At 48.0% G+C, this 19690-nt stretch carries 20 protein-coding genes; 13 read left to right on the forward strand and 7 right to left on the reverse strand.

Going from position 1 to position 19690, the window contains the following annotated elements; all coding sequences use genetic code 11:
* The first annotated feature begins 61 nt into the window (after nt 1-61).
* A complete protein-coding gene (locus tag HC229_RS15550) occupies nt 62-379 on the forward strand; it encodes a cytochrome c (RefSeq protein WP_191021428.1) in 318 nt (105 codons plus the stop codon).
* A 32-nt stretch (nt 380-411) separates the two neighbouring features.
* Here the strand turns inward: HC229_RS15550 and HC229_RS15555 are convergent, their stop codons facing one another.
* A complete protein-coding gene (locus HC229_RS15555; RefSeq protein ID WP_191021429.1) occupies nt 412-1689 on the reverse strand; it encodes a glucose-1-phosphate adenylyltransferase in 1278 nt (425 codons plus the stop codon).
* A 4-nt stretch (nt 1690-1693) separates the two neighbouring features.
* Nucleotides 1694-3109 (reverse strand): glycogen synthase, encoded by a 1416-nt coding sequence (locus HC229_RS15560; protein WP_191021430.1) that lies wholly within the window; start codon nt 3107-3109, stop codon nt 1694-1696.
* 175 nt (nt 3110-3284) lie between these two features.
* Here HC229_RS15560 and HC229_RS15565 point away from each other — a divergent pair, with 175 nt between their 5' ends.
* Nucleotides 3285-3629, forward strand: coding sequence for a tRNA-binding protein (locus tag HC229_RS15565; protein WP_223845642.1), 345 nt, complete (start codon nt 3285-3287; stop codon nt 3627-3629).
* A 65-nt stretch (nt 3630-3694) separates the two neighbouring features.
* On the opposite strand, the gene HC229_RS15570 is transcribed toward HC229_RS15565, so the two are convergent.
* Nucleotides 3695-4069 (reverse strand): PUR family DNA/RNA-binding protein, encoded by a 375-nt coding sequence (locus HC229_RS15570; RefSeq protein ID WP_191021431.1) that lies wholly within the window; start codon nt 4067-4069, stop codon nt 3695-3697.
* Nucleotides 4070-4137: 68 nt separating this feature from the next.
* Entirely contained in the window at nt 4138-5904 is a 1767-nt protein-coding gene (locus HC229_RS15575) for an ABC transporter ATP-binding protein (protein ID WP_191021432.1), read from the reverse strand.
* Nucleotides 5905-6100: 196 nt separating this feature from the next.
* Here HC229_RS15575 and HC229_RS15580 point away from each other — a divergent pair, with 196 nt between their 5' ends.
* The 4 genes from HC229_RS15580 to yajC all read left to right on the forward strand — a co-directional run bounded on the left by HC229_RS15580 (nt 6101) and on the right by yajC (nt 9039).
* The gene (locus HC229_RS15580) at nt 6101-7204 is read left to right on the forward strand and encodes a Glu/Leu/Phe/Val dehydrogenase (RefSeq protein ID WP_191021433.1); all 1104 of its coding nucleotides are present in this window, start codon (nt 6101-6103) and stop codon (nt 7202-7204) included.
* A 116-nt stretch (nt 7205-7320) separates the two neighbouring features.
* Entirely contained in the window at nt 7321-8226 is a 906-nt protein-coding gene (nusB, locus tag HC229_RS15585; RefSeq protein ID WP_191021446.1) for a transcription antitermination factor NusB, read from the forward strand.
* 11 nt (nt 8227-8237) lie between these two features.
* Entirely contained in the window at nt 8238-8753 is a 516-nt protein-coding gene (locus HC229_RS15590) for a DUF1573 domain-containing protein (RefSeq protein ID WP_191021434.1), read from the forward strand.
* 1 nt (nt 8754) lies between these two features.
* On the forward strand, nt 8755-9039 hold the full coding sequence (gene yajC / locus HC229_RS15595) for a preprotein translocase subunit YajC (RefSeq protein ID WP_191021435.1): 285 nt from the start codon (nt 8755-8757) through the stop codon (nt 9037-9039).
* 46 nt (nt 9040-9085) lie between these two features.
* Here yajC and HC229_RS15600 read toward each other — a convergent pair whose 3' ends face one another.
* From HC229_RS15600 to HC229_RS15610, 3 genes are all read right to left on the reverse strand, one after another.
* Nucleotides 9086-9676 carry a YdeI/OmpD-associated family protein gene (locus HC229_RS15600; protein WP_223845643.1) on the reverse strand — a complete coding sequence of 197 codons (591 nt, stop codon included), beginning with the start codon at nt 9674-9676 and terminating at the stop codon, nt 9086-9088.
* A gap of 85 nt (nt 9677-9761) precedes the next feature.
* Nucleotides 9762-11093, reverse strand: coding sequence for a peptidase T (gene pepT / locus HC229_RS15605; RefSeq protein WP_191021436.1), 1332 nt, complete (start codon nt 11091-11093; stop codon nt 9762-9764).
* Between the two features lie 118 nt (nt 11094-11211).
* Nucleotides 11212-11934, reverse strand: coding sequence for a hypothetical protein (locus HC229_RS15610; RefSeq protein WP_223845644.1), 723 nt, complete (start codon nt 11932-11934; stop codon nt 11212-11214).
* Nucleotides 11935-12005: 71 nt separating this feature from the next.
* Here HC229_RS15610 and HC229_RS15615 point away from each other — a divergent pair, with 71 nt between their 5' ends.
* The 7 genes from HC229_RS15615 to HC229_RS15645 all read left to right on the forward strand — a co-directional run bounded on the left by HC229_RS15615 (nt 12006) and on the right by HC229_RS15645 (nt 19577).
* On the forward strand, nt 12006-13532 hold the full coding sequence (locus tag HC229_RS15615) for a glycosyltransferase family 39 protein (protein ID WP_191021437.1): 1527 nt from the start codon (nt 12006-12008) through the stop codon (nt 13530-13532).
* Between the two features lie 61 nt (nt 13533-13593).
* Complete coding sequence (locus tag HC229_RS15620; protein WP_191021438.1) at nt 13594-16056, forward strand: beta-glucosidase; 2463 nt, start codon at nt 13594-13596, stop codon at nt 16054-16056.
* A 283-nt stretch (nt 16057-16339) separates the two neighbouring features.
* Entirely contained in the window at nt 16340-17023 is a 684-nt protein-coding gene (trmD, locus tag HC229_RS15625) for a tRNA (guanosine(37)-N1)-methyltransferase TrmD (RefSeq protein WP_191021439.1), read from the forward strand.
* A gap of 5 nt (nt 17024-17028) precedes the next feature.
* Entirely contained in the window at nt 17029-17400 is a 372-nt protein-coding gene (locus HC229_RS15630; RefSeq protein ID WP_191021440.1) for a hypothetical protein, read from the forward strand.
* 66 nt (nt 17401-17466) lie between these two features.
* On the forward strand, nt 17467-18324 hold the full coding sequence (locus HC229_RS15635) for an HAEPLYID family protein (RefSeq protein WP_191021441.1): 858 nt from the start codon (nt 17467-17469) through the stop codon (nt 18322-18324).
* 240 nt (nt 18325-18564) lie between these two features.
* Entirely contained in the window at nt 18565-18924 is a 360-nt protein-coding gene (rplS, locus tag HC229_RS15640; RefSeq protein ID WP_191021442.1) for a 50S ribosomal protein L19, read from the forward strand.
* 275 nt (nt 18925-19199) lie between these two features.
* Complete coding sequence (locus HC229_RS15645) at nt 19200-19577, forward strand: DUF1508 domain-containing protein (RefSeq protein WP_191021443.1); 378 nt, start codon at nt 19200-19202, stop codon at nt 19575-19577.
* The last annotated feature ends 113 nt before the right edge of the window (nt 19578-19690 follow it).

Consider the following 19690-nt stretch of genomic DNA (forward strand, 5'->3'; position numbering starts at 1 on the left):
AAGGGAACCGCCAATGGTTCCCTTTTTGTTTTCTGTGTATTTTCGCGACAAACCAAATAACATGAAAAACAGGATTACAGCCTTGGCTTTCGGAACGCTTTTGATGGCGTGCTCGCCGAAGACCGTCGTTCAGCCGACCAGTCCGAAAACGCCGGAAACACCAGCCGTAGAAGTGGCTTCAACCGCTTCCGAAAGTGTCCGAAAAGGAAAAATTCTTTACGAGAACAATTGTGGAAAATGCCACCGCCTTTTTTCGCCTACAGAAGAAACCGCCGAGAACTGGGAACCGATTCTAAAGCGCATGCAGAAAAAAGCGAGGCTCGAGGATGCCGACATGGCGCTGATCCACGACTATATTTTTGCCAACCTTCCCAAATAAAAAAGGCGTCCGTTTTAGGATGCCTTTTTGTTTTACTCGACGGTGAACCCGTCAGGGATCGTTGCATTTTTCTTGACGACGATGATCCCGTCCTTAACCGTGTACAATTCGTGGTCGGAATCTTCGAGATGTTTTCCGCCATCGAGCCTTACATCATTCCCGATGCGGCAATTCTTGTCGATGATCGTATAATTGAGATAGCACCGTTCCCCTATTCCGATATTGATCATGTTGTGTTCCATGTTGGTATAGATCTCTTTGAGGTTTTGGTAATAATCGCTCCCCATGAGATACGAATTCCTGATTTCCGAATCGCGTCCGACACGCGTCCTGATGCCGATCACCGAATGTTCGATCGTGCAATGGTTGAGGATGCAGCCTTCCGCAATAACCGATTTGCTTATGCTCGAAGTTCCCGTAATCTTCGATGGCGGCAAAATGCGCGCGCGCGTAAAGATGCGGTTGTCGTTGTCGAAGAGGTTGAATTTCGGAATCTCATCGGTAAGTTCGAGATTCGCTTCGAAAAAGGAATCGATGTTTCCGATATCCGTCCAATAGCCTTCGTATTGAAAACTCCGTATTTTGTGTTTCCCGACAGATTGCGGCATGATTTCCTTCCCGAAATCGGTAGTGGTATGATCGGACATGAGCTTGACAAGCAGATCGCGATTGAATACATAAATTCCCATCGACGCCAGGTAGTGCTTGCCCTGCTGCTGCATTTCTTCGCTCACGGGCGATGTCCATTCGGGTAAAACATCCGCTTTCGGCTTTTCGGTAAAAGCAGTGATCCAATCGTCAGTGTCGGTTTTCAGGATTCCGAAACCGGGCGCATCTTTGGCGTTTACCGGAAGCGTCGCGATCGAGATTTCCGCACCGCTTTCCTCGTGCTTCGTGATCATTTCGTTGAAATCCATCTGATACAATTGATCGCCCGAAAGAATCAACGCATATTTGAAATCGTGGTTGAGGAAATATTGCATGCATTGGCGAACCGCATCGGCCGTGCCCTGAAACCAGGTGGCGTTATCAGGCGTCTGCTCGGCGGCGAGGATGTCGACGAACGATGTCGAAAACGTACTGAAATGATAGGTATTCTTGATGTGTTTGTTCAGCGAAGCCGAATTGAACTGCGTCAGTACGAAGATTCTCTTGATGTCCGAGTTGATGCAATTCGAGATCGGAATGTCTACGAGTCGGTATTTGCCCGCAATCGGAACCGCAGGCTTGGAACGGCTTTGGGTAAGCGGTGCGAGCCTCGAACCCTGTCCGCCGCCCAAAATTATGGCAAGTGTCTTACTGTTGTGCATAATGCTATTTCTTTAAATTGAGATACTCTTCCAGATATTGGGCCGCAACCGAGTTCCACGAATGGTCGATCTGCATCCCTCCCCGGCGGATGGCGTCGAACGAAGCGTCGTCTGCGAACAGTTGCAAGGCCCGGTTGACAGACCACAGGACATCCTCTACGCTCGTCTGGTCGTGGCAAATCCCGAATCCGCCATCGCCCATATCGACAACCGTATCGCGAAGTCCGCCCGTCCTTCTCACGATGGGAACGGTCCCGTAACGCAGCGCGTACATTTGGTTGAGTCCACACGGTTCGACGCGCGAAGGCATCAGCAGGAAATCCGACCCGGCGTAAACCAGATGAGCGAGTTGTTCGTTATAACCGATGTAAACGTTGTAATATTCCCTGTGGAAATGCGAAAGCGCACGCAAGTGTTCCTCGACGGCGGAATCTCCCGATCCCAGGATGAAAAGGTTGGCCTTTCCCTTGAATTCGGTTAGTACGCGCCTGGCCACTTCGGGAAGCAACTCCGCTCCTTTTTCGTAAACCAGCCGGCCGATGAACGAAAAAACAGGCAGATTTTCGTCCAAACCAAACTCTTTGCAAAGCGCTTTTTTGTTGCTCGCCTTTCCGGACCTGACACGTTCGGCGTCATAATGCGAAGTCAGCATAGTATCCGTCGCGGGATTCCAAAGCTCCGTATCGATGCCATTAAGGATTCCGACAGATTTGCCGCGTTCAAACCGAAGCAAATTCTCGAGCCCGTTCGCATGATGCGTCATTTCCTCGAGATACGAAGGCGAAACCGTCGAAAGTTTAGCAACACATTTTATGGCGGCCGCCAATGGATTGATGGCCCCGTTCCATTCGAGATAACCCGAGTTTACGGTGTCGAATTCCGGCAGATAGTGAACTTTTTCAAACGAGAATCCGCCTTGGTATTGAGCGTTGTGGATCGTAAGCATTGTGGGCGTCATCTTCAGATGCCCGAAGCCAAAACAGTGCTGCATCATAAAGGGGATCAAACCGGTGTGGTGATCGTGGCAATGCACGACGTCGGGATGAGCGCCGGTTTCGGTCAACCAATCGAGAAACGCGATCTGGAATGCGGTAAAACGCTCGGTATCGTCGTCATATCCGTAAATTTCGGGTCGGTCGAAAAGTTGTGGCATCCGTATCTGATAAAGCGCAAACCCAAGCGAATCGCCCGACTCTTTTACGACATCGTAGCGAAAACGGAGGTCGCCAAGCTTGATTTCGCCTGAAAATACTTCCTCAAACTCCCGTTCGCGCGTGAATTTCGTGTCGTATCCCGGAATCACGACCCTTGCCGAATGACCGAGCCTATTTAGGTATTTGGGCAAAGCACCGACGACATCGGCCAAACCGCCCACTTTTGCGGCCGGAAAGCATTCCGCACTAATGTGATAAATTTCCATTCAGAGAGGTTGAGCTGTTGAAATGATTTACTCTAAAGTTACACAAAAAGCGTCAAGAATATCGGTGTTTCAATTAAAGCATTTGTAAATTCCCAACCCATTTGCCAATAAGTATCGTTCGCTGTCGCCCGATTGGGATGATTTTGCGATCTTGCACCGAATTTATCGGGAAATTATGAGCGATATCAATTTGACATGGAGCGAATTTGAGCGCGTGGAAATGCGTGTAGGCACGATTTTACAGGCTGTCGAATTCCCCGAGGCGAGAAAGCCGGCTTATCAGCTGACGATAGACTTCGGCCATGAAATGGGGATTAGAAAGACGTCTGCCCAAATCACAAAACGCTACGGAACCCAGGACTTGGTCGGTCGCCAAATCGTCGCCGTGGTCAATTTTCCGCGCAAACAGATCGGAAAGTTCATGAGCGAATGCCTGGTATTGGGATCGGTTGGCGCCGATAACGACATCGTTTTGCTAAGTCCGGATTTTAAAGTGGAAAACGGTTTGCGAATCGGGTAAACGTGTTTAAGCCGAATAAAAAAATCCGAACGCCAGGTCCGGATTCACTATTTTATTTTCGTCTATTAAATGTCGTCAAAATCGACATCGGTAAAGCTGGCTGCTTTCGCCGTTTCCTCCAGTCGATCGACGCTATATTCGCGTTTGAAATCTTTTTGATGGCGTTCCGAAATGACTTCTTCCCCTTTTTGCGACAAGACATAATTCGTCATGTCGTTGAGAATCTCGTTGAAGGCGGCAAAATCTTCTTTGTAAAGGTAAATCTTGTGTTTTTTGAAGTGGAATGACCCGTCGTCCTCCGTAAATTTCTTGCTCTCGGTAATCGTGATATAGTAATCTTCGGCCCGTGTGGCTCTAACATCAAAGAAATACGTTCTTCTGCCGGCGCGGAGCACTTTCGAAAAGATTTCCTCCTTCTCCATCAAATCATGTTCTCTCATAACGTCTCGATTGGTTGTTAAGTTTTTTACCTCTCAAAAATGTAAAAAAAACGTTATTTTACCAAATATTAGGTCAATTCTTTTTCCGAAAGTTGCTTCAGGTAGAGTTCCCGGTAATAACCGTCGGCATTTAGCAATTGATTGTGAGTGCCTTGCTGGATGATTTTTCCTTTGTCGAGAATCAGGATGCGATCGGCGTTTTTCGCGGACGACACGCGGTGGCTCACGATAATCGTGGTCTTATCTTTACAGAATTCGAGCAGGTTGTTGAGTATTGTTTCCTCGGTTTCGGTATCGACAGCCGAAAGGCAATCGTCGAGCAATAGGATTTCGGGATCTTTGATCGCCGCCCTGGCAATCGAGACGCGTTGTTTTTGTCCGCCGGAAAGCGTGATGCCTCTTTCACCCAAAACGGTTTCGTACTGGAGGTTGAAAGCGGCGATGTTGTCGTGTACCGACGCCAGTTTTGCCGATGCGATCACTTGTTCCTCGGTAGCATCTTCGTTTCCGAAACGAATGTTGTTTTTGATGGAATCCGAAAACAGGAAAGCATCCTGTGGCACATTCCCGATACTGGTGCGCAAATTCTCGAGATTCAGGTTGCGGATGGGTGTGCCGTCGATTCGTATTTCGCCGGATGTGGCGTCGTAAAGCCGGCTGATCAGCGAAAGAACCGTCGATTTGCCCGATCCCGTTTTGCCTAAAATGGCAAGCGTCTGGCCTTTTTCGACTTGGAACGACACACCGTCGAGCGCGACTATTCCCGTGTCTTCATAAGTGAATCGAACATCGCGGAACTCGATGCTTCCGCCGATTTCGGTAACCGTTTCATTTTCATTGCGGACTTCCGGTTCGATCTTGAGAAACTCGTTGATGCGTTTTTGAGACGCTTCGGCCTCCTGGACCATAGAGGAAACCCATCCTAGCGATGCCACCGGCCAGGTCAACCGGTTGACGTACAAAATAAATTGTGCGATCACACCTAAACTGGCGATGTGCGCGTCCCCATTGATATACATCATGCCACCGACATAAATGACGACGAGGTTACTGACGCCAATAAGGGCGATCATCAACGGACCGAAAAGCGACTGCACTTTGGCAAGCTTCATGCTTTTGGCCTTGCTTTCATTGGCCAGCAAACGCATTTCTTCCTCTTGTTTGGCTTCGAGCGAATAAGCCTTCACGACCCGTATGCCGGAAAACACCTCCTGCGAAAAACTGGACACTTTCGATAGATACTGCTGAAACGCGGTGCTGCGCCTATTGATCTGGACGCTGAGTTTGTAGATGACCCAGGAAAGCAGCGGCAACGGAAGTATCGTATAAAATGTCAGCAAAGGCGAAATGCTTATCATATAAGCAATAACGACTACGAATGTGATGATCGTCGTAAGCGAATACATCACCGCCGGACCGACGTACATTCGCGTTTTCCCAACGTCTTCGCTGATGCGGTTCATGAGATCGCCCGTGCGGTTGGCCTTGTAGAAACTTTGCGACAACCGGGCGTACTGAGCGAAAACTTCGTTCTTAAGATCGAACTCGACATGACGCGACATTACGATGAGCGTCTGTCTTGTGATAAAGGTGAGAAACCCGGAAAATATCGTGGTAAGCACGATCCAGGCCATGTTCCAAAGGAGTTCCCGTTTCAGGATCGATGGATCGGTTTGTTTCCCATTTACATAATCCTCAACTACTTGAAACGAATCCCGCACGAGCTCAGGTGTGTACAATGACAAAATCTGGGCGCCGATCGTGATCAGGATGCCCAACAAAAAGTGGTATTTGTACTTTACGAAATATTTATTTAAATATTGTAATTCTTTCATTTGCGGAAGTCATATTCGGACGGTTTAACATATTTATCTGTTAAAACACAAAGAATCGTCAAATTTTTTAAAATGATCTGTTTGGAAAGTTTTACTAACAATTCCATAATTTAAATCGAATTCAGTGCCGTTTCTTAATTTAATCCTTAGTTTTGCGTAAGCTTTTTAAGAAAGCCACAAAATTAAATCTTGAAATATGATAACTGAATTCACTACCGCAAAAGACCTGCACAAGATTGATCCGGTATTCGGTCAAGCTTCATTCGACAACCACGAGCAGATTGTTTTTTGCCACGACAAAGATACCGGTTTGAAAGCAATTATCGGTGTCCATAACACAGTTTTAGGACCTGCTTTGGGTGGAACGCGTATGTGGAAATACGAAAACGAATGGGAAGCCCTGAACGACGTTTTGCGCCTTTCCCGCGGCATGACCTACAAGTCTGCGATTTCAGGATTGAATCTCGGAGGCGGTAAAGCGGTTATCATCGGAGACGCCAAGACAGACAAGACGCCGGAATTGATCCAATCTTTCGGGCGTTACATCCACTCGTTGAGCGGTAAATACATCACAGCCGAAGACGTGGGCACGACCACTCCGGATATGGACCTAATCCGTGAAATAACGCCCTACGTCACCGGAATTTCAGAATCCAAAGGTGGCTCAGGAAATCCTTCACCCGTTACCGCTTATGGCGTCTACATGGGAATGAAAGCGGCTGCAAAATACAAGTTCGGAAGCGACGACCTTGCCAGAAAGCGCGTTTTGGTTCAAGGAACCGGCCACGTTGGCGAAACGTTGGTGAAGCATCTTTCGGAAGAAGGCGCCATCATCACGATTTCGGACATCAGCCAAAGCAGAATGGAAGAGGTCGCAAAGAAATACGGAGCGACGATTTACGAAGGAGACGACCTTTACACCGCTGACGTCGACATCTACGCACCTTGCGCGCTTGGAGCGACGATCAATGACGATACGATTTACAGAATCCAGGCGAAAGTCATTGCCGGAGCTGCTAATAATCAGTTGGCCAACGAGCAGATCCATGGCGGAATCCTTCGTGATAGAGGAATTGCGTATGCGCCTGACTTCCTGATCAACGCCGGCGGAATCATCAATGTATATGGTGAAATCGTGAATTACGGCAAAGAAGAGGCGTTGAAGAGAACAGAGAACATCTACAACACCACGCTCGAGATTTTCGACCTCGCCGATTCAAAAAACCTTACGACGACGCAAGCTGCGATGGCCATTGCCGAAAAGCGCATTGACGATCGCAAAAAAGAGAATCAGAAATAAGATTCTCTCCTGAAATAGTATTATTTTTGCGGAGCGGAAACGGCAATGTTTCCGCTCCTTTTAATTTGTAAAGTTCTTATCAGGTGTTAAACAGAAGACATATCCGGATAAAGGTGATGCAGGCGATCTACGCGATGCACCAGAATGGTTCCGACAATTTGGAAAAACAGGAGAAATTCCTCATCCACAGCATCGACAGCATGTTCGATCTCTATTTGATCATGCTTTCGGCTCTGATCGAAATCCGAAAAAGTGAAGAGAATTATCTCGAGAAATCGAGCAAAAAACACCTGAGCACGCAGGAAGAACGCAATCCGAACCTCAAGTTTGTCAAAAATGCCATTCTTATGGCGCTTGACGAAAGCAACTCGCTCAGCATCGCCCTTGAAACGCGCAAAATAAACAACTGGTCGCTCAACGACGACTATATCCTGCTGTTGCTGAAGGACGTCAAGGCCAGTGAAATCTACACCAATTACATGTCGAACCGGGAAAATAACTTTGCCGAAGACAGACAATTCGTGCTTGATATTTTTACCGAAGTCATCGTCCCGAACGAAAAACTCTACGACTACCTCGAAGATTATAAACTGACTTGGGTAGACGACATTCCGCTGGTAAATACGCAGCTCCAAAAAGAATTGCGGGCGATTGAGAAAGGCCAGGAATTCCGCGTATCAAAATTGTATAAAGATGAAGAGGACAAAGAGTTCGTCACGCATCTTTTCAGGCGGACGATTCTTAACGAGGCCGATCTTGCCAAGGAATTTGTAGACAAGACGCCAAATTGGGATTCCGAGCGAATAGCCGAGATCGATACGATCATCCTGAAAATGGCGATTTGTGAGTTCCTTAAGTTCCCGTCGATCCCAATCAAGGTGACAATCAACGAATACCTCGAAATCGCCAAAGAATATTCGACACCAAAAAGCAGTATTTTCCTAAACGGCATCCTGGACAATCTCGTCAAGGAATTCCAGGCCGCCGATAAACTAAAAAAAGCGGGCCGCGGCTTGCTTTAAACCCAAACAACATGAAAAAAATCGCATTTGCATTTGCGCTTTGCTCCGCAATGGCCGTCGTCTCATGCAAGGACGACGCAGCTTCGAAAATCGACCCGAACGCTCAGGATGTCCCTGTTTCGACAGCCACGCCAAATCCCGAAGCCAATATCGGCGGACCGGATTTGTCGAAAACAAAACGTGTCCCACCTGCAGACGGGAAATATCCGGCACTAACTTTTGAGGAATTGGAACACGATTTCGGAAAAATAGTAACGGGCGACAAAGTGACCCACGTCTTCAAATTCAAAAACACGGGTGAAGCGGACCTCATCATTTCCAAGGCATACGGAACTTGCGGATGCACCGTTCCCGAATACCCGAAGGAACCGCTGAAACCGGGAGCGTCGGGCGAAATCAAGGTTTCGTTCAACTCGTCCGGAAAACATGGCAACCAAAGCAAGTCCGTAATTCTTGAAACCAATACCGAAAAAGGCGAGGAAAAACTCAAGATACACGCTTCCATCGTAGAAAATAAAACCAGCTAATATGTCCTATCAACAGTTAATTCCTTTTGCGTTGATGTTCGTGGTAATCTATCTGTTTATGATATTACCTCAACAAAGACGAATGAAAAAAGAAAAAGAGTTTGAAAGCTCGCTCAAAGTCGGCGACAAAGTCATCACCAAAAGCGGCATTCACGGGCGCGTAAGTGAATTGTCCGAAAAGACGGTCATCATCGAGACGTTGGCCGGCAAGATCAAATTCGAGCGATCGGCAATTTCAATGGAGATGAGTGCCGCCCAAAACAAAATTGTAGAGGAAAAGAAATGATCCTTTGCACAAGTTGAACGAACCGCGAAACATTATCGCGGTTTTTTTATGGCCGATATTTATCATTCAATCCTTTCGCATCTTTTATCATCGGGATGATTTTTTCCATGCGCGACAGTTTGGTTCTGTCTTGTTTGGCGCTGTCAATATACTCCAAATATTCGCGCTGCCTGAACGGCGTAAACGCTTCGAATGCGGATTTTAGCTCGCTGTCCTGTTCAAGAAAAGACGCAAAGAATGGCGAAATTACCGTTTGTTTTTTCTCAGGTTTTATCGAAAGTCCGGCTTTTTCGTTTGCGATCGCCTCTTCTATATAAGACAAGATTAGCGCTTGATTCGAGTCGATCTCCTGTTTGGAAGCGAAACGCCACTGTCGCAATCCTTTCGTGACACCTTCGTTGGCGTTGACGAGTTTTGCCGCTTCGTCTTTCAAAAACACGCCATTCCAAAACCAAAGGGCCACGTAAGATTTGAATCCGCCGACGCCGATGACGCTTTTCTTTCCGATCGTGTAAACCGGGCCGCCCCATTTGGTCATTTCCTGTAATTCCGTCTTGGCGATGATGGCTTTCAACGCCTCCAATTCTTCAGGCCATTGACCGGATTTGTCCCAAGGACTTTTTTCTTTCATTCCCATATCGAGCGGTTTAACAGGGCAAAATACTAAACAAAAAAGCACCGGACGACTCCGATGCTTGATTTTTTTTACGCCGTTGCCAAAATCATTTTTTCTTCTTTTTCTTGGCCTGCTTGTCTTGCTTGACGAGCTTTTGTTTTTTCGCTTTCCTTTCGGACACTTCGTCGTGACGGGAAAAATCGGTGGTGGCGGTCAATTCCGCGATTCTGACGATTACCTCGACGGCCTTCTGCATACTTTCCACCGGGACATATTCGTATTTGCCGTGAAAGTTATGTCCGCCTGCAAAAATATTCGGACACGGCAAGCCCATATACGACAGGCGGCTTCCGTCGGTTCCACCACGAATGGGCTTGATCAGCGGCTTGATGCCCAAATCCTTCATCGCGCGCTCGGCAAGGTCCACGATGTGCATGACCGGCTCGACCTTTTCGCGCATGTTGTAGTACTGATCGGTAATTTCTGCCGTGGCGATATCTTCACCGAATTGTCTCGCGAATTTTTTATTGATCCCCTTGACGATCTTTGCGACATGCTTCTTGCGTTTCTCGAATTTTGCCATGTCGTGATCGCGAATGATGAGTTCCACGACACTTTCCTCAATGCTCCCGGAAAGTCCGACAACGTGGTAAAACCCGTCATAACCCTTGGTTTCCTGAGGAATTTCCTTTTGCGGCAATCCGTTTATGAACTCGTTGGCAATCAGCATCGAATTGATCATTTTTCCTTTCGCGTAACCCGGATGCACACTTTTTCCCTTAAAAGTAATTTTCGCCCCGGCAGCGTTGAAGTTCTCAAATTCGAGTTCGCCGATTTGACTTCCGTCCATCGTATACGCCCATTGCGCGCCGAATTTCTTTACGTCGAAATGATCGGCCCCTCTGCCTATTTCCTCATCAGGCGTAAAACACACGCGAATTTTCCCGTGTTTGATGTCCGGATTTTGGATCAGGTATTCGATTGCCGTCACGATTTCGGTCAGGCCGGCTTTGTCGTCGGCGCCCAAAAGTGTGGTTCCGTCGGTCGTGATCAACGTTTGCCCTTTGTATTGCAGCAAGTCCTTGAAATACGATGGTGACAGCACGATATTGCGTTCGGCATTCAGGATGATATCGCCTCCGTCGTAATTTTCGACGATTTGAGGTTTTACGTTCGCCCCGGTAAAGTCCGGCGAGGTGTCGTAATGCGATACGAAACCGATCGTCGGCACTTGGTGATCTACGTTCGACTCCAGCGTTCCCATGACGTAACCCTTGTGGTCTTTCGTAACTTCCGTCATACCGATCGCCTTGAGCTCTTCGGTAAGCAGATTGGCCAAAACCAACTGTTTTGAAGTACTTGGAGTTGTCGCCGATTTGGCGTCGCTTTCCGTATCGATGGTCACGTAGCTCGTGAAACGGTCAATAATGTGCTGCATAAATTGAAAATTTCCCCAAAGGTAGGGATTAGCGCCATTTTCACAATGTTAAGTTTCATTGGAAAATTCTTTGGTTTCGCCTGTCAGCTTAATCCGATCGACCCATCAGGAATTCCCCTCACAGCCGTTTGTTGTCGTTTGTAAGCGTTTGATGTCGGATAGGATCAAGGTTGACCTGATAAACGAATTCGAGCATACAGTAGGCCGCTACCGCTCCGAACGTATGCCATAAAAAATGAGTTCCGGTTGACAGCCATCCGTATTTGTCGACAACGCGAAACGTCAGTGCAAACACGAATGCGACCCATGCCCAAGCAACCCATTTGCCATATCGGAACCGTTTTTTATACAGGAATGCCAACACCGGGAACAACACGAGCAACCCTAGTATCGCATAATTGAAATTGATGTAAAACTGAATGTCATCGTCTCCCGTCCGGATTTGCTGACGGATAAAAAACTGAAAAACCGTATACGCCACGACGATCAGCGCCGCCACGTACCAACGCGTCAATTTAGCCACGAAATAAACTCCGGTAAAGACACACAACAACATGATCGGAAGCCAATCCATCATGATAAAAAACGACCATTGCCTCAAGCCGTGATACACGCTCCCGCCAATCGCCCCAATGGTCAGCAATACTACCGAAAACGTGAGGTAAAGGTGATTGCTGTATTCGTTTCGCAACCGGACAAGCCAATAGATTGCGATAACGAGAAAAAACAAGGAAGTAATGGCGTTAAGTGGTTCGGGAAACATACGCGAAAGGTCCGTTTCGGTATAGAGCATGCCGCCGTCGGCCGGGAGTTGGATGTTTTGCATGGTGTCGTTTTCCATAAAATTAGCGCTTTCCGCCAAATCACAATGTTATGTTTTCCTAACTTTAACCGTTGAGAATTCCATCAAACATGAAACGAGCGTTAGTGCTGCTGCTTTTCGTAATCGTAAAATTCGGTCTTACCTATGCGTTGGTCGACGGTCATTACGAACTCCATCGGGACGAATTTCTACACCTTGACCAGGGAGCACACCCTGCTTTCGGATATTTGTCCGTGCCTCCGTTCACTTCGTGGATTTCAATGGTGATACACGCCTTGGGTGACGCCGCTTTTTGGGTGAGATTCTTCCCTTGCCTTTTCGGAGCCTTGACCATTGCAGTGGTTTGGAAAGCGATCGAAGCGTTGGGCGGCGGTTGGTTTGCCCTGATTCTCGGTGCCTGTTCCGTGCTTTTTTCGGCATTGTTGCGGCTTAACATGCTGTTCCAACCCAATTCGTTCGAGGTATTGGCATGGACGTTCACCTGTTTCGCCCTCATAAGATATGTGCAGATGTCAAAACCGATCTGGTTATACGCCGCTTTTTTGGCATTGGGCTTCGGATTTTTGAATAAATACAACATTGCCATCCTCTCGCTAGGTCTCTGTACCGCCTTGGTATTTTCGCCATTCAGGACGATATTTTCCCGAAAGCACTTCCGGACAGGCTTAATCGTTGCACTTGTCGTCATCGCCCCAAACCTGATCTGGCAAGTCGCACACGGTTTCCCGGTCGTCCGCCATATGAGGTTGCTCAGGGATACGCAGCTCGTCAACGTCTCCACCTCAGATTTTTTTAAAGAACAACTGCTGTTTTTCTTCGGCAGCATCCACGTCGTGATAGCCGCGCTGGCAGGATTGTGCTTTTACAAACCCTTGAAAGCGTATCGGTTCTTTGCGTGGAGTTTCGCCATCACACTGGTGCTGTTCGCCCTGCTCAGCGCCAAAGGTTATTATGCCATCGCGCTCTACCCGATTTACATAGCATTCGGGTCACTCACTCTCGAAAAACGGCTCGTCGGTAAAGCCGGATTGGTGCTCAGGGGAATCTGCATTGCGATCCCGATTGGCGGATTCCTTGCGACATATCCGATAGCGTTTCCCGTTTCCTCGCCCGAAGTCATGAAACAACGTGTGGAAGAAAGGCCTGAACTCCATTTGGCGCGTTGGGAAGACGGGCGCGATCACGATCTGCCACAGGATTTCGCCGATATGTTAGGTTGGAAGGAACTCGCCCAGAAGGTAGATTCGGCAATCGAAAAACTCCCCGCTTCACAACGTACGATCGTACTTTGCGACAATTATGGGCAAGCCGGTGCGATCAACTATTATTCAAGACACAAGCTAAAGGCAGTGACGATGAATGCCGACTATCTCTATTGGTTCGAATTGGACAAACCCGTCGCGAACCTGATATTGGTCCAGGAAGCATCCGATGACGATCCCGAACGCAAGCGCGAACGCAGTTTCTTCGAATCCGTCGAGAAAACAGGAACGGTTATCAACCCTTACGCACGCGAAAAAGGCACGAGCATTTATCTGTTAAGGAGCGCCAAGGTGGATATCAACAGTATCCTGGAATCTGAAATCCAAAAGGAAAAATCGTTTTGGGAAGATTGATTTCCGAACCGAAATAACCGGTAACAAACTAATTTTTAATACATAAACAATACCTTCTCACATGCGACTTCTACTAGCAGTTTTATTGGCCACTTTTCCGCTTTACGCCCAGAAATACAAGGATCCCAAGGCTTCCGCCGAAGACAGGGCGCGCGATCTGCTTTCGAGGATGACGCTCGAGGAAAAGATCGACTACATGGGCGGCCACAACGATTTTTACATCAGGGGAATCGAGCGCTTCGGCCTTCCCGAAATCAAAATGACCGATGGCCCGGTAGGCACTCGCAATTACGGAAAGACTACGGCGTATCCTGCTTCCATCCTGACCGCGGCAACCTGGGACGTCAACCTGGCACGCGACCTCGGAGTCGCACTTGGGAAAGACGCCCGCGAAAGAGGCGTCCACATTTTGCTGGCGCCGGGCGTGAACATTTACCGTGCACCGATGAACGGCCGAAATTTCGAATACATGGGTGAAGATCCTTGCCTGGCCGGAAAAATGGCCGTCGGATATATCAAGGGCGTGCAGTCCCAAGGCGTCGTGGCGACGGTAAAACACTTTGCAGCGAACAACCAGGAATGGGATCGCAACAATGTGAGTTCCGATATGGACGAACGCACGCTTAGGGAAATATACCTTCCGGCGTTCAAAATGGCCGTCGAGGAAGGCAAAGTCGGAGCGGTCATGAACAGTTACAATCTGATAAATGGCGAGCACGCGACCCAAAACGCCCATCTAAACAGCGACATCCTCAAAGGAGAATGGCAATTCGACGGCATCCTGATGTCCGATTGGGTAGCGACTTATGACGGCATCGCCGCGGCCAAAGGCGGTCTCGACCTTGAAATGCCGTCCGCAAAATTCATGAATAGGGAAACGCTTTTGCCTGCCGTCAGGAATGGATCGCTGTCTGAAAAAGTAATAGACGATCATGTACTTCGCATTCTTCGCATAATTTTCCGCTTCGGATTTTACGATCATGTTTACGCGATGGCGTCCGAGCGCAACGAAAATCCACAAAATTCCAACGTTGCCCTGGAACTTGCGCGCGGTGGAATGGTGCTGTTAAAAAATGACGGCATCCTTCCGCTGAAAAAATCCATACGGAACATCGCGGTAATTGGTCCAAATGCCGATTCGTTCGTAAGTGGCGGCGGCAGTTCGATTACCAATCCGTTTCGCTATGAAACATTGCTCGACGGCATCAAAAAAATCAGCGGAGCGAACGTCACGTTCGTGAAAAACGCCGTCCCGACAATGGAATCCTATGTGGCAACCTCCCCATTCTATGTGGCCAAAGGTTCGAAAACGCGCGGTCTCCGGGCCGACTATTTCAACAATCAAAAGCTCGAAGGAAAACCGGTGGCCACCGTAACCGATGCCGTCCCTAATCACGATTGGAACGAAAGTCCCGATGTTGCAGGCGTCGACCCAGACCACTTTTCGATGCGCTACACCGGCATCGTCCGACCGGATAAAAGCGGCCTTTACAAATTTGCCGTGCGTGGTGACGACGGCTTCCGGCTGTTTGTCAACGGAGAAAAAGTAATCGACGAATGGGGCGACCACGCCACTCTGACCCGGGTAAAGGAAATTCCGCTTGAGGCGCACAAAGAATATGAGGTGAAGCTCGAGTTTTATGAAAACGCCGGTGAGGCCAGCATAGGATTCGCCGTTTACCTCGAGCAAATTGACTTTACCGAAGCTCGGGAAGCCGCAAAAGCAGCAGATGTGGTGATTTTATCGCTAGGTTTCGATTCTTCGAGCGAAGGAGAAGGTTTCGATCGAAGCTTCGAACTTCCAGAGCACCAGTCGACGTTGATTGAGAAAGTTACGCAAGAAAATCACAACACTGTCCTGGTTTTGAACGCCGGCGGAAATGTGCGCATGCAAGACTGGCTTCCCAAAATCAAAGGCTTGCTGCATGCCTGGTTTCCCGGACAGGAGGGCGGGACCGCGGCTGCTGAGATTTTGTTCGGGAAGGTAAATCCCAGCGGAAAACTTCCTGCGAGTTTTGAAAAGGAATGGACCGACAATCCGGTTCACGGCTCCTATTATGATCCTGACGGTGACAAGCGGGTCACGTATACCGAAAAGCTGGATGTCGGATACCGATACTACAACAAGTCTGACGTGAAACCTCAATTTGCTTTCGGTTTTGGCTTGTCGTACACCACATTCAAATATTCCGACCTTAAAATTGGAAAGGCAAAAAATGGATTGGTAAATATTTCCTACACCATTGCCAATACCGGAAATTTCGATGGAGCGGAGATTTCCCAAGTGTATGTTTCACAGCCAAAGTCGCCGGTGCAAAGGCCGAAAAAAGAGCTCAAGGCATTTGCGAAAACCTTTCTCAGGAAAGGAGAAAAACAAACCGTGTCAGTGACGCTCGACCAGACCGCCTTCGAATATTATAAAGCGGCCGGGAAAAAATTCGGATACGATCCAGGTACATTCGAGATAAAGATAGGAGCTTCGAGCGCCGACATCCGCTTGGAGGGCAGCGTTGTTTTCCCTTAGCAAGTCGGTAACAGGATTACAAATTGCGCCACTACCCGGAAATGTAAGCGTCGCTTTTTCTTCCGACAACAAACGTTTACAAACGACAACAAACGTTTACAAACGACAGTAAATGATTAAAACCGCCTAGAAAAAATCTTGTTCCATAAGTTTGCCATGTCCCGATCGAGCGGGCCGATGAAACGGATTTGAAAGGATTACGCACAAAGTTTAGGAATTCGCACGATTGCTGTTTAAATTTGTGCATTCAACCAAGTCCCTGATCAAAAAGGGCATTACAAGCATGCGAATAGACATCATTACGGTTCTGCCGGAATTATTGCGATCACCGTTCGAAGGTTCGATCATGAAGCGCGCCATTGAAAAAGGACTTGTGGAAGTGCACATCCACAACTTGCGGGAATATACCACGCAAAAGCAAAAAAGCGTGGACGATTACCAATTCGGAGGCGGGGCCGGAATGGTCATGATGATCCAGCCCATAGATGATTGCATCGCCCACCTGAAAGCGCAACGGGAGTACGACGAGGTCATTTACATGACGCCTGACGGAGAGACGTTGAATCAGCCGATGGCCAACCGCATGTCGTCTTACGAAAACATCATAATCCTTTGCGGACATTACAAAGGAGTCGACCAACGCGTGCGCGACCAATTCATAACCAAGGAAATCTCTATAGGGGATTACGTGCTCAGCGGAGGGGAATTGGGTGCCTTGGTATTGTCGGACGCGCTGATCCGACTGATTCCGGGTGTCCTGTCTGACGAAACCTCGGCCTTGACCGACAGTTTCCAGGACAACCTGCTCGCGCCTCCGGTTTATACGCGGCCAGCCGAATACAAAGGCTGGAAAGTGCCGGATGTTTTGTTGTCTGGCCACGCGGCCAAAATCGAGAAATGGAGAGAAGACAAGGCTTACGAACACACTAAAACCAGGCGTCCGGACCTGCTCCAGGACGACAAATAGAAAAAATGCAAGGAATTTTTCATCGCTTATGGTGCGGATTCATGGCGCTCTACCTGCTTAACTGCTGCGTGGACGCACCTGACGCGTCCGGCAGATGGAAATCTGAAAACCTGAGCTACAACGAACAGGAAAGCGTGATCGAACTCGTGGTCGAAAAGGCCTTGGGATATGGCGACGTCATTCCCGAGTACGACGATACCGACTCAGGGAATGAATCACCGGTAAAAAAGAATATTTCGATAGACTTTTTCCTGTTGCCGCAATGCGACCTCATACAAAATGAGAGGATTGCATCACGGGTTGCATTCAATCCGAACCACAACAACCTGAATCCCCGGGAAATTCCGGACTATATCAGCCCTCCGCCAGAAATTTGATGGTTTACTTACCAGGTCTTCGCCCACGCGAAGCGATCAATTATTCCATAAAGTAACGTAACCATCATGAATACACTTTCTTTCAGGATCATCCTGACCCTTTCCCTATGCCTGACGGCGAGGCTTACGGCCCAGACCACAGACGAGAATGCAACCAAGGACAGTTTATATGTCGCCGAAGTCCAGCGCGAGGCCCAACCGGCAAAAGTCCTGCACGCTGAACCATTGTATATCGACCTCATCCGCGATTTGGGTGCCCGAAAAGGCGAACGCGAATGGAACGTCGGCGTCGGGATTTCCGACCACGATGACCACGATGCCTACATTGCGCTCGTCGAATACGAATGGGCGCCAATCGACAGGCTCGGGCTTGAAGTCGAACTTCCGTTTTCATTTTACTATCCTACGACAGATGGCACGAACGCACCCGGAAGCAAACTCAACAGCGTCAAAATGGCGGCACAATATTCCTTTTTTGTTTCCGAAAAACTAAAAACCTCTATGGCCATTGGATATATTCAGGAATTTGAGCTCAACGAATTCAAACGGTACGACAAATCAAAGGTTTTTACCGGGAATGTTTACAACCCTTTTTTCGTAGCCGCGAAGCGATGGGGAAATAATTTTCACACGTTGGTCTACACCGGCCCGCAATTCGTTCATCACTTCGGGCACGACCACCTCGAAACGGTTTGGCAAATCAACTCCAACGTCCACTACATGATTCCAGGAACACGAAATTTCATAGGGATCGAGTTCAACAAAGAATTGCACAAATCAGATTTTGACATGACAATACGTCCCCAAATGCGCGTCGGTATTACCGATAAGACACTCATAGGGATCGTGACCGGAATCCCGATCGCGCGAGAAAATGAGCGGTTCAGTACTTTTTTGCGGCTTATTTACGAACCCGGGCATTAACCAATTAAAAAATTAATAATGAATAATGGCTCTCGTACTGATCCAGGAAGGTTGTCCAAAATAGCGGCCGGCACAACGGTATGGGCTTGTTTCGGATCGCCATATCGCCACCCGACTGATTTTTTCCACATTATTAATTGCTAATTACTAATTATTAATTACTTTTGCGCCCACATTGACCCAACCTCTGACGAAATCCGTGTATGTTGCGTTGATTTTCAACTTATTAAAAATTAAGTCATGGCAGATTTAATGAAATTCGTTCAGGACGAATTCGTAGCAAGAAAAGATTTCCCTGATTTCGGGGCCGGAGACACGATCACGGTGTATTACGAAATTAAGGAAGGTGAGAAAACGCGTACGCAGTTTTTCAAAGGAGTCGTTATCCAACGCAGAGGTTCAGGTAATACTGAGACGTTCACTATCCGTAAAATGTCCGGCGCTGTTGGCGTTGAGCGTATTTTCCCGGTAAACCTTCCTGCCTTGCAGAAAGTCGAAATCAACAAGAAAGGTCACGTTCGTCGTGCCCGTATCTTCTACTTCCGCGAACTTACCGGTAAGAAAGCGAAGATCAAAGAAGAAAAGAGACAAAGAGCTTAATTCTTGTTTTGCATATAGAAGCCTCGGATATTCCGGGGCTTTTTTTATTGGTAGTTTGGGATTGCGGTTTAGAATATTTAAGATTTTCTACATTTTCTATGTAGGTAAGTTATGCTGGATCCGGTTATTTTTACGGGTGGGTGGTGGCGGCTTTTTTATCGTTCAAGATTCCCGCGTAAACAACCCTCATCGGCTGTTACTTTTTGATAACTTTTAATTTTTTCCACAAATTCTACGCAGCGCTTTCGCTAGTTTTGGCACACCAAATCGATCAAATGGGCACTTTCGTCATCAGCAAACGCTTTAACGGCGACTTCAAATTCATATTTGCTACGCGCAGGGGAAAGACGATCTTTACCAGTATCGGCTGCAAGCACAAATCCGATTCGGAGCTCATGATCGCCGCCATCAAAGAAAATCTCGGCCAATTCACCTTCACGAAGATCCGAAACGCCGGCGGCAAATACATTTTCAGGATTTCCAAAGACGGCCTCGTTTTGGCCAATAGCCGAAAATATTCAACAGAACTCCGGCTGCAAAAGGGAATAGACGAGATTCACAAATACGTACACTTATCTGAAATCCTCGACTTCTCGGAGAACGACTTCGTATTCCCAGATGCCGAATCGGTGTTTTCAGAAGAGGAATTCTAATTATTTGGGCGTTGCGCCGGCCAGCGATTTCACGCGTAAAACAAATTATCGTTTGGCCGTCGCCGGGCTGTCCGTTGCAATCTTTAGGTTCGGGGCGGCGCTTCGCGCCGCCC

The organism is Flavobacterium selenitireducens (genome assembly GCF_014748335.1).
Lineage (GTDB): Bacteria > Bacteroidota > Bacteroidia > Flavobacteriales > Flavobacteriaceae > Flavobacterium > Flavobacterium selenitireducens.